Genomic DNA, 13528 nt, shown 5'->3' on the forward strand with positions numbered 1-13528 from the left:
ATGCAGTTTTCAAAGTGCAAGGAGCTCTAACTGTATTCCGAATATATCTAAAATACATTTCTGTACTTTATTTAAAAAATATCATTTTAGGGCTTGACTTTTAATAGTTAGTCTTTCTATAAATGCCTTTCCCGTTTCAAAAATTCGATCGATCTGATCATAGTGATAGACATTGTTGGAGAGTCGATCTTTTGGTTCAACTTCCGTTGTATTAATTTCTCTAACCATAGCTTCTAACTCCTCGACCTCCTCCAGTCCATCATCCATAATCACAATCACTTCATGTATACTCGAAGGCAAGATATAAAAATCTCCCTCCAGTAGTTGAGCAATTCTCTCAAGTATACCTGGATAAAATAGGGCAACTGCCCCATACATCTCTCTATTTACTCCAACAACATACATCAATTTTTCACTGTCATCAATATCTAGTCCAAGCACATCATAGATGCTCCTTATCTGTGCGGGTGCATTTTTTTGTGCATATCGCATTGCATCCTGATGGATTTGTTCTTCACTTACACCATATTGATTGAGCATCTCTTTGGTCAAAAACATCGTATAATTGACATCATCAACCTCCTCGAGGCGAAAGCAATAGACCATAGAAAGATCCTCAATTTCTCTGTGCACAATATCATCGAGTACCTCTTGATTTTCCCTTGTTGGCACAAGTCGAACCAATAATTTTTTCTTCATCTTTTGATAATCCCCAAAACGAACCTTGCCGATATACTTTTGGTTATGAAGTCCCTCTTTCACCCTACTGATTCCATCATCTAACACCTCTTGATAATTTTTTTGACCTTGATAGTCTAAAAAGAGCGGAAAAACATCGATGGAAATCCCAATCACACCATGTTCTTGACGAACAGTTATTCCATGATAAGACGAAAGTTGCAACTTTCGAATGTGATTTTCTTCAACGACCATCCTGCCAAATTCTTTTTCCAACTCTCTTTGTAAATCCCTGACAAATTGCTTTAGAAATTCTGTGAAATTCATAAGAAACCTCCTGACTTGTATAGAAAATAGATAAACTAGAAATGTACTTTTATTATATAATTTCTATACTATTTGTCAAGCGATTGCCCTACCAAAAAAAGAGATGCAGAAAATTTCTACATCTCTTGGAAATTATTTACAAATTAATCTGTCAATTCTTTCTCATGATCCATGACAAACTTAGCACCTACACACGCACCACAGTCACAATATTGACCACCTGCTGACTTGACTTCCTTTGCATGCTCTGCCATAGCAGCAGCCTGCTTCTCACCAAACATCTTCTTTCCTGTATCAGACACAAAAAGATCATAAACCTGATCAATCGTACAGATATCTGCTTTTGCCTCTGCAAGCAGTGCCACGGCCTTTTCCCCTTGCTCTTGTGTTCCAACAGCCTCTAACCATTCCTTTCCAGCTGTCTTTAATTCAGCACAACAACTTGGTGCCTGTACCATTTCCTTGACTGCATCGACCATCTTTTGACTCATCACACTTCCTCCTCATCTATTCATTCTATCCCTAAGTATACGCTCTATTCATCTCCCTGTCCAGCTAACATCTGCGACAATACATTTCCAGAATAGTCATAAATCATTGCATAATTTCCATGTCGCACAATGTAGTAATTCTTTGCTGTCAGCAACAAAGAATCTTTCTCTTTTTGAACATTACTTAATGTACCCAGTGCTTTGCCATCTGCATCAAATACGGTGTATAATCCATCAATGCCAACAACATTTGTTCCATCTAACTCGCTAATATCTCCAAATTCCTCAGAAGCTAAGTTGTCACAATATTTTCCCTTGGCAAAAACCTTGCCATCTTTAAAGGCATAAGCCTTTGGATTATCACCATTTTCTGTCTCTAATTGCATTGTGTAGACGGCATTGCCAAGATCAGAAAGGATAATACTCTTTCCATCGATATCAATTCCTGTCAGATCTAGATTGGCACTAGTATTGTCGCCAACATTGAGCACAGCAAGAACACTGTCCTTCTTTTTCCACACCAAACCATCGCCATCAGGAAGTTGATCAAAATCGCTTGATTTCCAAGGTGTTTGATTTCCCTCTGCATCAAAGCAATGTAAAGCTCCTTCCTTGTCTCTGCCAAGAATATAATGTTTTTCCCCTTTTTCAAATTCATTACTTGGAAGATGATCATCGACAAGACCAAGAATTTTTTTCTGTCCTACATGATAGATAATCTTCTTATCATCATTTCCAATCACCACGGTATCTGTGCCTGGATTCCATTCCTTAATCATAATATCCCCAGCATGGAGATCAAGTCCATATTCTTTTGCCATTTGTATCATCTGATCGTCAAATGACTTTGAATCTATAAGAACTTCTCCATCTTTATCAAAGAGAATGGCTCTGACTAAGTCATTTTTGTCATCCACAAAATCTGTCAAAAATCCATTCATCTTTTCACCATATCCAAAGATATCCCATTTTGCATGTCCATATTGGGTCAAGTCAATGGTCTTTTTTAACTTTCCACTTACATCATAAATTTCATATCCAACTAAATCCTCACCTTTTGCTTTGGAAAATACAAAATTGTCCTTGACCAGTTTTCCATTTTCCATTCCCTTTAAAAAATGCTCCTCACTCGCCTCAACAACCCATTTTTGTTCCTTTATGTCATAAATACCTGTATTTTCTCCTGTTGACTTTCTCAATGCAATGAGCCCTTCACTTGGCATATAGATTGGATTTGTTAATTCGAGGTCGGAAAGTACTTTTTCTTGCTGAAATTGCTCATTAAGCAGTACAATTCCTGAATGATCACCATAGGTTGAACCTGGCAGAGCAAGCAATGTGTGGTCTGGAAAATATTTTCCCGACACCGTATCATTTTTTTCTTCCAGGCCAATCTTTTTTAAATCTTCACTGGAAATCTTGACATCACTCTTTTCATTGGCGACATAGCCAAGTTCATTGACTAAAGCCTGCCCATTCATCGAGAGTACCCACTGATAAATCTGATAAGCTGGAGAATCCTTCGGTTCATCCGCACGAATGGCAATGTAAAATGGGTTAGTATAAGGATAGTCTCCACTTCGAATGGTATCCGAATTTGGCTCGACACCATTGACTTGCAAAAATTGAAGTCCGTCGCCCTTTTTCATATTTCTCGCATAATAATATACGGAATATCCCATTGCATCGGCACTGTTGTCATAGGCCGCCACCTTCTCGATCAATTCTCCCATTTCTGATGCCACCCATTCACTTGGTGGTCGTGTCATTTCGACATCCTTCATCACAAATTTTTCCATCAAATTCTGACTTCCCGAATTTTTTGGTCGTTGAAATGCCTTGATCACATGGTCCTCTCCGCCTAACTCCTTCCAATTTTTGATTTTTCCAGAGTAAATATCCTGCAATTGCTGCTCAGTGACATTTTTTACCTTATTTCTTTGACTGTTTAAAAAGACAAGGGCATCTTTTCCCACCGGGGCAATTAAAATCGGACTGACTTCATAATCCCTCTCCCTATTATTTGTATAGGTTTGGTTTTTTCCACTCTGATTGACCGCCTCAATTGTCTTCATCAAGTCACTTGGGGGAGCATAAGAAATAATTAAGTCTGTCGACTTATCCATTAAATTAAAATAGGATTCTGTCGTCTTATTGTGCACAATATTTCTCGCTGCATCCTCAGGACTACTTCCTGTTGTCAATTCATAGATCGCCTGAGCTAGTGGCAGTGTGGCTGTCGACCCATCTACTTTTGGATAATTCTTTGCTTCGATATGGGGATACTCAAATTTTTTTGCTTCTACTTCCTGTTTTGAAGTTTCCTGTGCCTGTGTACTCGCTGTTGTATTCTTTTGGTCTGTCTTTTTTTGACACGCACTCAAGCTCAATGCTGTGAGCATGACACCCAAAGCCACATATCCTTTTCTCATGATTTTCTCCTTCCTTTTCAAATATTTTTCTATTATTCTACAATAGCAGGTGTCCAGTAAGACTGATTATAGGTGTCTGTAAAGCGATAAGCTAATTTTGCCTTTCCCTTTCCAATATCTACATTGCTGATTGTTAGTGCCTCCATACCACCTTCTGGCACCTTCATCTGTTCACCAAGCTTATAGCTATCCTTGTATTCCCCACCATAGCTATAGTAATCACACACAAAATCAATGGTATCACCTACATTGAGTGATGTCATACTTTTTGGCACAGTCTCTGTCTCTCCATTGATATAGTCAGTCATTGCACCGACAACATGACCTTTTGGATGATCTTGGTCAAACACCAACAATAAATTTGCTCTCTGTCCATTGAGAAGTACAGGAACACGCCCCATAATAGTATACCTTTCTCCCTCTTCTACTGTCGACAAATAGTAGTAGGCCACAGGCTGTCGATTAATGGCAATCCAACTCCTTGTATTATCTGCAAGAAGTGCACCCTGAGCGTCGAAGTCAAAGACATTGTCCAGTCCCATATCAATAAATCCACTGCCATCGTCATAGAACATATTGAGAACTAGATCATGCACCTGAGCCCACTGCTCGTTGCTCAAGCTCATTTTCTTTCGTCCATCTTCTCCATCACTCCACACAAGCTTTGAGGCATCAAAGTGATTTCTCTGCAAATAATCCGCCAAGTCTTTATTAGAAAGAGCACTGTCGGATAAAAATTCTTTATTCGTTTTATCTCCTCCAAGATAAGCATTGAGTAATTGGGAAATGACTTCCATTCCCATATCCCCCTGCGTCGAACTGGTTGTGCTTCCATTTCCTGCCAATTGACCGATGGTTTCTAAAAGAGATGGCAAAGGTGAGGACGATGGACTAGATTGAAAAACATTTTGCCCACTAGCTTCAACACTAGCAAATTCCTTAATTGCTTTGGTGTAATTGGCATCCATTCCAATGGCCTTATAGGTGCTCGTCACCCTATCCACATATCCCGTCCTCTGATAAGGAAAGAAAATAGACACCCCATAGGCATTGGTCATATTGCTCGAAGTCCGATTGTACTTGACTGCACTCTGCAAAGATTGAGCTAACGCTTCACCTTCCTTTCCACCTAAATTTAATGCCAAATGTGCTAAATCCACTTGATCAATCTTTGAATTTGGTGAAAATTCTCTCGATTGATTGCGTGCATCAGAGACCAGTTTGTAATTTTGGTTTGAAATATTCTTGCTAATTTCCTGTGAAAATGCACCAAGTTGACTTGGCACAGTCTGACTAAATTCTGCAAGATCAATGACAGAAAGTGTGGTCTTTTGACCTGGACATTGTCTTGCACACACATCAACAAAATCATCGACAATTTTTTTCCCAATTTCAATGGTTGGCATCGAAGTGTTTTTTCCAAGTTCGCTCAGCCAATTTGTGTAGTACCAGCCAACACCAGGTTCGGTCTCTTCCGATGCAATTAAGTAATCGGCATAGGGATTCAACATCAATGCATTTTCTGCTGTTGCCATCAAGCAGGCATCAAAACCAATAAAATCAAAGCTTGTCTTTGCATTTTCAAGAGCCGTGTGAATACCTGCCAATGTCATCGATCCACTCTTTTTATGTATCTCGTCATATCCATATCCACTAATGGACCCACCGCCGTGGTCCCACAAAATTAAGTCATTTCGATTGGCTGGAAAATTCTTTTTGCAATATTGAATAAACTCTGTCAATGTCTTTGGATCTGTCATTGCTGCATTTCCTGCATTATCCACAAGTTTTTTCATCTGACCATTTACAATTTGATAGATCTGATTGCGGTCACTGGCCACAATCGTATTCTTCCACTTTGTTGCTCCTCCTGTGTAAACAATGACATTGACATTATTTCCATAACTTGCTGTAGACATCTCCTGTAAATCTGATGTCGCCATTCCCCCTCTTGACTCTAGGTCTGTACCACACATATAGACCATAATTGTCACGATGTCGTTGGCATTTCCTAAAAGTTTTGTTCTCTTTTCTCTCGCATTCTTTGCCACTGTCGTATCTAATTTTGGTGTCGCTGCCTCTGGCTTAACCCAACCTGTAGAATAACTTCCACCATCAAAAAGAGAGTTCCAATTTCCTCCATGCCCACTTCCCTGACTAGAATTGTGCTGAGAACTGGAATTATGCTGAGTTGTACTCTGTGCCGTGCCACCATTTTGTATCACACCCTGCAATAAAGTATTCAATATTCCCGATTGCTTTCCACCAAATAGCAAAAGAATCAAAAGGGCAATAATGGAAATGGGACCTTTTCCTCCACCCATTCCCCTCCTTGGTCCACCGCTTCCACCACTTGGACTTCCTTGACTACCCACTGGTCCTGTGCCAAGTCCATCGCCTCTGCGAAAGATTCCCTTTCCCTCACCATCTATGTTGCGATCTCTTCCTCTTGGTCTATTCTCCATTATTTCACTCCTCTCCCTAATTTAGACAAATAAAGCCAAAAATGGCCATCGCACTTTCGACTTAAAATTCGTAAGCACGATAGCCATCTCTATCTAACCGTCAGTCGATTATAACTGAGGACCTGCTGCAACCAATGCCTTGCCGGCCTCGTTGCTCTCATATTTTACAAAGTTCTTCTGAAATCTTGCTGCGAGATCCTTTGCTTTGTCCTCCCACTCCTTGACATCTGCATAGGTATCACGAGGATCTAAGATCTTAGGATCAACACCTGTCAACTGTGTTGGCACTTCAAAGTTAAAGTATGGAATCTTCTTTGTTGGTGCCGTATTTACCTCACCACTCAGGATAGCATCAATAATACCACGAGTATCCTTGATGGAGATTCTCTTTCCTGAGCCATTCCAACCTGTATTGACAAGATAAGCCTTAGCACCACTCTTTTTCATCTTCTTTACAAGCTCCTCAGCATACTTTGTTGGATGTAACTCCAAGAAAGCCTGTCCAAAGCAAGCAGAGAATGTTGGTGTTGGCTCTGTAATTCCTCTCTCTGTACCCGCAAGTTTTGCTGTAAATCCAGATAAGAAATAATACTGTGTCTGCTCAGGTGTCAAAATCGAAACTGGTGGCAATACACCAAAAGCATCTGCTGATAAGAAAATTACATCCTCAGCATCTGGGGCAGCAGAAACTGGACGAACAATATTCTTAATATGCTCAATTGGGTAAGAAACTCTTGTATTTTCTGTCACGCTCTTATCTGCAAAATTAAGCTTGCCGTCTTCACTCAAAGTAACATTTTCCAAAAGGGCATTGCGTCGAATGGCATTGTAAATATCTGGCTCTGACTCCTTATCAAGATTGATAACTTTTGCATAGCATCCACCTTCAAAGTTAAAAATACCATTGTCATCCCAGCCATGCTCATCATCACCAATCAAAAGACGCTTAGGATCGGTTGAAAGTGTAGTCTTACCTGTTCCAGAAAGTCCAAAGAAAATGGCAGTATTCTTTCCTTCCATATTTGTGTTTGCAGAACAGTGCATAGAAGCAATTCCCTGCAATGGAAGATAGTAGTTCATCATAGAGAACATACCCTTCTTCATCTCACCACCGTACCAAGTGTTGACAATTACCTGCTCACGGCTTGTGATGTTGAACATAACTGCAGTCTCTGAATGTAAGCCAAGCTCTGCATAATTTGTCACCTTAGCCTTTGATGCATTATACACAACAAAGTCAGGCTCAAAGTTCTCAAGTTCCTCCTTTGTTGGATTGACAAACATATTTGTTACAAAATGTGCCTGCCATGCCACTTCTACAATAAAGCGAACAGCCATGCGCTTATGTCCAGCTGCACCGCAGAATGCATCTACAACATAGAGCTTCTTGTTAGAAAGTTCCTTCTTTGCAATATCCTTTACTGCTGCCCAAGCCTCCTGTGATGCTGGGTGATTATCATTTGGATATTCCTCACTTGTCCACCAAACAGTGTCCTTTGAATTCTCATCCATAACAATAAACTTATCTTTTGGTGAACGACCAGTGTAAATTCCTGTCATGACATCCACTGCACCAAGCTCGCTGACTCTACCCTTTTCAAATCCCTCTAACTCTGCCTTTGTTTCCTCGTCAAATAGCTGATCATATGATGGATTATAAACAATCTCTGTTGTTCCTGTGATACCATACTTTGTTAAATCAATATTTGCCATTTTTGTAATCCCTCCCTATCAATATGCGAATATCTGCAATATTCTCTGTCTTATTATAGCTCTTTATCTTCCTTTTGTCATCTAAAAACCGAATTATATCGTGTTTACTCTGAAAAATTCATATACTTTAGTGAACTACCCATCACCTAAAGGTAATGGGCTTCTAAGAGCCTAACAGCTCTATTTAAGAAGTTTGATATTTAAGTTTCCACCTAAATAATTAGGCAATCCTTATTCTTATCGGCGTGTCCACTTCGCCTCTACTGTATAGGATATTCATATCCACAACACTACTTTTACGCATGATATTTAATGCTCCGTTAACATCTGCATTGATTGTTTTACCACTTGCCGTTTTGTATAGACCACGATGTAATCTTCTGCCACTAAACGGATACTCTTTTGGATTATCGGCATTGTAAACAGGGAGATCGTCTCTATCCCAAAAAGATGATTTCGATGTATAGGATTCTTCCTGTTTTACAAAAACAATGTCATTTAGTTTGCAAAGATATTCCAATTTGTTACGCAACTGTCCATAAGGGATATTTACAAAATTTTGATTGTTTTGCTTTCCAATATGACTATTAAGTTGAAAAGTCTCATTGTAACCAACAACAAGCGTACCTATATTATTGATGATACAATAATCTATCACCCTACGAGCAGTTTTATTCATATAGTCGTTCACCTTATTGTTGCGATTACGAGTAACTGCTTTTTGTCTATTTGTAGACTTTCTACCAAAATGCTGTTTATCTTTTATCGATTGCAAACGGGCGTTTTCTTTATTGAACCACTGATTGATCGATTTCAGTCTTTTCCCGTCAATAATGAACGATTGACCACTATTTGATACAGCTGTTATGAGATTGTTGATACCTAGGTCAAGTGCAAGTGCGTTGTTCGTGTTTAGATTTCTTTGAATACATTCAGCTTCATATATATACTGGATTTCAAAGAACCTTGCATTCGCTTTAGGTATAATGCGTATCTCTTTTATCGTCTTATCAAGAAGTATGGGTGGTATCGTAATTTCAACAGACTTATGCGTTTTCTTAAAACTATTGGAAAACGGAAGTATCAGCTGATTACCCTTAAGTCTTACAAAACCAATGATCAGTGTTGTGTATCCATCTTTTGGAAGATAATGTGGCAGTTTACAATCCGTAAAAGCATATTTTCCCTGCTTGACAAGTTTAAGCAGACCAAAAAATGACTGAAACGAGCCATCAACCTCTTTCAGTATCTGCTGTGCCATATTGGAATTTAATGCCTTATAATTAGGACTATTCTTTAAAAGAGTGTAATTCTTCTCATATTTGAGAAATTCACCTTCTGTAAAATAATGCTGACGCACATTATAGATTGCCTCATTAGCAAGATTCTTAGCCGTATGACAAAGTTCCCTGATTGTGATGTAATCTTCCTTGGACAGATGTTTCACTTGTTGTTTTACAGTAAGATACATACGATTTTCTCCTTTCATAGACTCGGAAATAGGATTTCCTATATATGTATTATAGCATATATTTTAAATGATAGTATTTAAGTAAAATATATATGTTGTAAACCTAACGCCATTCATCCCACGATCTAAAGACCATGGGTTTTCTGGCTGTTATATTATAAAATTTTCTCCTATATCAATTTCATCCATAAGGAATATATTTTTCCATTAATTTTCCACTTCTTAATCTAAACATAAGGTAACACCAATGTTTTCTTAATCTAACACAGTTATGATAAAGAAAACGGAGGTATAGATATGAACAAAAATGCAATTGAAATTCAGAACTTACAAAAATCCTATCATGGAACAACAGTAGTAGATATTCAGAAGTTGACCATTCGCCAAGGTGAAATCTATGGCTTTTTAGGTCCAAATGGTGCAGGAAAGTCAACGACAATGAAGATGATTCTTTCCCTTATCCATCCCGATGCAGGAAATATTCGCATCTTTGGAAGAGAAATTACAAATTCCAATGCACAATATCTCAGCCAAATTGGATCAATGATTGAGGAACCATCCTACTATCCAAATTTAACCGGTTATGAAAATCTCTCAGTATTTCAAAAAATGCTTCAATTTCCCAAGGAAAATATCAAAGAGATACTTCACCTTGTAGGACTCGACGAGGAAAAAAATAGAAATAAATGTGTTGGTGCCTATTCCCTTGGAATGAAGCAAAGACTTGCTCTTGCCTTTGCTCTTGTCAAAAGACCTAGACTTTTACTTTTAGATGAACCAACTAATGGACTTGATCCTGCAGGTATCCATGAAATTCGAGAACTCATTGTTCGCCTCACAAAGGATTCGGGACTTACGGTGCTTATTTCCAGCCATATTCTCCCAGAAATCGAGCATATTGCTGACCGTGTCGGTATTATTCACCATGGAAAATTGCTGTTTGAAGGAAGAATAGATGAAATTCAATCAAAGGCCAACATTGTTCTCCAAGGAGATTTTTCAAAACTTCAACCTGTGGAAAATGAACTAAAAAAGATTGTCCAAGAGCAGGATACACACCACCTCACTCTTCCCGACTTGCCAGACCAAAAAATTGCCGACATTATCTTTTTACTTTCTAAGGCAAAAATTCCAATTTATCGTGTCGTTCGCAATCAAGAAAGCTTAGAAAATATTTTTTTGCATCTAACACAACAATAGGAACAAGGAGAAAATTATGTCAATTTTTCACTCTCTACACATCGAAATACTAAAATCCAAACGGACAAAATCATTTTTTATTGTCTTTTTCTTGATGATCATTGCCACTGTATGGAACCTTGCCTGTACTGTATCAGAAATCAGCAAGCATTCTGAGCTATGGATTCCTGGAAGTCTATTCAACAACCAAACAGTGGATGTATTGCTTTTGCCAATGGCCATCAGTGTCTTTGTGTCTAAACTTTGGGATATTGAACGCAGTGGCTCTACTTTTAAGCTGCTGCGCTCCAATGGTCAATCTCTCTCTTCTATTATTTTTGCAAAAATGGAGCTTGGCATCGGATTTTTATCCCTGCTCAGCCTCTTTGAAAATCTGATTATTTTAGTATTTGGTTATTTTAATCATATTTCTATTTCGACATTTGCATTTTTTATTGCCGTGATTGGAAAAATATTCAACATTGTTCTGCTCTTTATGATTTATCAAAGTATTGCTGTGCTTTTCAATAGCCGAGGAGTTTTACTTACTTTGGGAATTATTGGTGGATTTATTGGTATCTCTTTGAGTGCAAAAAGTTCCATGATCTTTAGTTTTCTCATCCCTTGGATTGGTGCTGCTGCACTCTCTCCCTATAAGTTCTCACTTCTCTCGTCTGAAACCAATAATATTTCTTACACCTATATTGCAGATGACCTCATCTTAATGAAGCTATCGCTCTATTTTGTATATATTATTCTTATGTTGCTTATTTCAAGAAGAATTTTTAAAAGAAAGGATGGTGAACAACCATGTCTCTAAACTATTTTATTGCAGAATGGAAAAAGGCAAAAAAAGCAGAAATTCTATTTAGCGGAGTCTGTCTACTATTTTTTGCCTCACTATTTGGTTTATTCACTTATTTTGCCAATCGCCAAGTTCTAATTGATGGACAACAAGCACAAGTACTCTGGGGACAACTTGTCTTTTTTTACAGCTTGCTATTTTTTCCTCCCATGGTCGCTATTATTGTTTCACTTATTTTTATGCCAGAATTTGAACGAAAAACTTTGGAAATGCTATTGGCAAACAATATCTCCAGATCAAAACTTCTACTTGGCAAAATTGCTATGGCCACATTTTTTGTTTGCTTGTTCCAATTTTTTATTCTTCTCATTTACATTGTAGCTGCAAAAATTTCTTCACTAGATAGTCAACTTTTGCTCTCTTTGCACATCAAATGGACGCTCTTTTCTATTGTTGGTGCACTTCCTGTGATTTCACTTCAGTGCTACTTTTGTATTCGCACAAAAAACTTTAGTAAGTGTGTGGCCACCTCTATTTTAGGTGCATTTGGAACAATGATTCTTCTATTTGTCAATGAAGATTTCCTTGTCATCTATCCCTACGCTCAACCATCCCTCGCTCTTCGCGCAAGAGCACTTGTTGACTACTCTTCCTTACAGTGGGGTATTCTGTTGATCATCTGCATTGTAGAGAGTGGACTATTTTTTATTCTTAGCCTGCGACAACTAAAATAATAGACAAAATAAAGGAGCTATAGCCGACAAAATATGTCCTCTATAGCTCCACCTATTCTAATTATTGAAATACTGATCTACACCATTGACAATTCCCTGTGCAAGTTCATCCTTATTCTCAATCAATTTCTTGGCATCCCCTACATTGTCCGCAAATCCAACCTCAACTAGAGTTGTCGGAATAGATGAATACCCAAAGATACGAAGTCTTGCCGAATTTGCACCAATATTAGGAATTCCTACACTTGATGAAATACTGCTACCCATAATCTCTGCCAATCGCTTAGATGCCGGCTGTGTCTGTGTCAATCCCAATGTTTTTGTATAACCACTCAATGTCGCCCCTGACATATAGTCATAATCACCTGGGTAAAAGCTGACTGTGCCACTAACTTTTCCCGATGCACTAGAATTGCTGTGCAAAGAAATCATAATGTCCGATGTCTCACTGGCAATAGCACCTCTGGTACCATTGGAAAGATTTTGATTTTCCTCAATTCTTCCCATTACCACACGATATCCCTTGGCCACTAACTTGTCTTTTGCCTTCACTGCAAGGCGGACAGTAAATTGTGGCTCAGTCTCTGAATGAGAATAAGCATCGGGCGTATCTCTTGATTGCACACCAATTCCAAATCCCTTACTGCCCACACTGGTTGTCTTCATTCCTGCAAGCACCTGTGCATCACTCATTGGATAGCTCTTTTCTGATTTCACAGTTTCAATTGCTGAATTTCCAAGTCCATGTCCTGCATCCAAAAAGACGGTATGCCCATTAAAATTCTTTGGCTCAAAGACATAGGCCTTGTACTCTGGTGCATTGCCTGCGGCATCCTTCCAAAGATATGGTCTATATTTTGAGTTCTGACTCAATGTATACTCATGCATTGACACCGCATCACTTGTATTATTGGTGTTCGTGCTATTATTTGTATTATTTGCCCCATTGGACTTTCCAAGATTTGCTCCTGGGCCACTCACCCCTGGACCTACTGCTCCGCTTGCACTGGCACCTGCCTTTTGCTGTAAATTAACGCCAGGTCCTCCCTTTGCATTGGACGAAATTACTGTTGCATTTGCCACACTTGTCATAGACAAGGCCATCAATAAACTTGCTGCTACGGCACTCACTCTCTTTGTTTTGTTCACGAATATCTCCTTTCTCAAATCACCTATGTGACAAAGAAATTATAGCACAAAACAAAGAAAAAACTTCTTACAACTCTCTAACAA

10 protein-coding genes are annotated in these 13528 nt (G+C 38.7%); 3 read left to right on the forward strand and 7 right to left on the reverse strand.

All coding sequences use genetic code 11. The features are described from left to right. Positions 1-81: 81 nt before the first annotated feature. The 6 genes from J5A74_00975 to J5A74_01000 all read right to left on the reverse strand — a co-directional run bounded on the left by J5A74_00975 (position 82) and on the right by J5A74_01000 (position 9577). Complete coding sequence (locus tag J5A74_00975; GenBank protein QUI95968.1) at positions 82-1005, reverse strand: hypothetical protein; 924 nt, start codon at positions 1003-1005, stop codon at positions 82-84. Positions 1006-1148: 143 nt separating this feature from the next. Continuing rightward, positions 1149-1496, reverse strand: a complete 348-nt coding sequence (locus tag J5A74_00980; GenBank protein QUI95969.1) for a hypothetical protein — start codon at positions 1494-1496, stop codon at positions 1149-1151. A 44-nt stretch (positions 1497-1540) separates the two neighbouring features. Beyond that, positions 1541-3928, reverse strand: coding sequence for a substrate-binding domain-containing protein (locus tag J5A74_00985; protein ID QUI95970.1), 2388 nt, complete (start codon positions 3926-3928; stop codon positions 1541-1543). A gap of 32 nt (positions 3929-3960) precedes the next feature. Beyond that, positions 3961-6393: a peptidase C11 gene (locus J5A74_00990; GenBank protein ID QUI95971.1), complete on the reverse strand. Its 2433-nt coding sequence runs from the start codon at positions 6391-6393 to the stop codon at positions 3961-3963. Between the two features lie 108 nt (positions 6394-6501). Then, complete coding sequence (gene pckA, locus J5A74_00995) at positions 6502-8106, reverse strand: phosphoenolpyruvate carboxykinase (ATP) (protein ID QUI95972.1); 1605 nt, start codon at positions 8104-8106, stop codon at positions 6502-6504. A gap of 220 nt (positions 8107-8326) precedes the next feature. Further along, complete coding sequence (locus J5A74_01000; GenBank protein ID QUI96771.1) at positions 8327-9577, reverse strand: transposase; 1251 nt, start codon at positions 9575-9577, stop codon at positions 8327-8329. A 297-nt stretch (positions 9578-9874) separates the two neighbouring features. Here J5A74_01000 and J5A74_01005 point away from each other — a divergent pair, with 297 nt between their 5' ends. Genes J5A74_01005 through J5A74_01015 form a run of 3 tightly spaced genes read left to right on the forward strand, consistent with a single transcriptional unit; the run spans position 9875 to position 12295 of the window. Beyond that, positions 9875-10777, forward strand: coding sequence for an ABC transporter ATP-binding protein (locus J5A74_01005; GenBank protein QUI95973.1), 903 nt, complete (start codon positions 9875-9877; stop codon positions 10775-10777). A gap of 16 nt (positions 10778-10793) precedes the next feature. Next, positions 10794-11576 carry an ABC transporter permease gene (locus J5A74_01010; protein QUI95974.1) on the forward strand — a complete coding sequence of 261 codons (783 nt, stop codon included), beginning with the start codon at positions 10794-10796 and terminating at the stop codon, positions 11574-11576. Further along, positions 11567-12295: an ABC transporter permease gene (locus J5A74_01015; GenBank protein ID QUI95975.1), complete on the forward strand. Its 729-nt coding sequence runs from the start codon at positions 11567-11569 to the stop codon at positions 12293-12295. Before J5A74_01010 ends, J5A74_01015 begins: the two co-directional genes overlap by 10 nt. 57 nt (positions 12296-12352) lie before the next feature. Here J5A74_01015 and J5A74_01020 read toward each other — a convergent pair whose 3' ends face one another. Next, on the reverse strand, positions 12353-13444 hold the full coding sequence (locus tag J5A74_01020) for an N-acetylmuramoyl-L-alanine amidase (GenBank protein ID QUI95976.1): 1092 nt from the start codon (positions 13442-13444) through the stop codon (positions 12353-12355). Positions 13445-13528: the final 84 nt, after the last annotated feature.

It is taken from the genome of Lachnospiraceae bacterium oral taxon 096, assembly GCA_018141845.1.
In the GTDB taxonomy this organism is placed as follows: Bacteria; Bacillota; Clostridia; order Lachnospirales; family Lachnospiraceae; genus F0428.

Coding starts and splice junctions, on each gene's coding strand:
- J5A74_01010 (QUI95974.1), top strand. CDS start 10,794: ATGTCAATTTTTCACTCTCTACACATCGAAATACTAAAATCCAAACGG.
- J5A74_00980 (QUI95969.1), bottom strand. CDS start 1,496: ATGAGTCAAAAGATGGTCGATGCAGTCAAGGAAATGGTACAGGCACCA.
- J5A74_00985 (QUI95970.1), bottom strand. CDS start 3,928: ATGAGAAAAGGATATGTGGCTTTGGGTGTCATGCTCACAGCATTGAGC.
- pckA (QUI95972.1), bottom strand. CDS start 8,106: ATGGCAAATATTGATTTAACAAAGTATGGTATCACAGGAACAACAGAG.
- J5A74_01015 (QUI95975.1), top strand. CDS start 11,567: ATGTCTCTAAACTATTTTATTGCAGAATGGAAAAAGGCAAAAAAAGCA.
- J5A74_01005 (QUI95973.1), top strand. CDS start 9,875: ATGAACAAAAATGCAATTGAAATTCAGAACTTACAAAAATCCTATCAT.
- J5A74_00990 (QUI95971.1), bottom strand. CDS start 6,393: ATGGAGAATAGACCAAGAGGAAGAGATCGCAACATAGATGGTGAGGGA.
- J5A74_01000 (QUI96771.1), bottom strand. CDS start 9,577: ATGTATCTTACTGTAAAACAACAAGTGAAACATCTGTCCAAGGAAGAT.
- J5A74_00975 (QUI95968.1), bottom strand. CDS start 1,005: ATGAATTTCACAGAATTTCTAAAGCAATTTGTCAGGGATTTACAAAGA.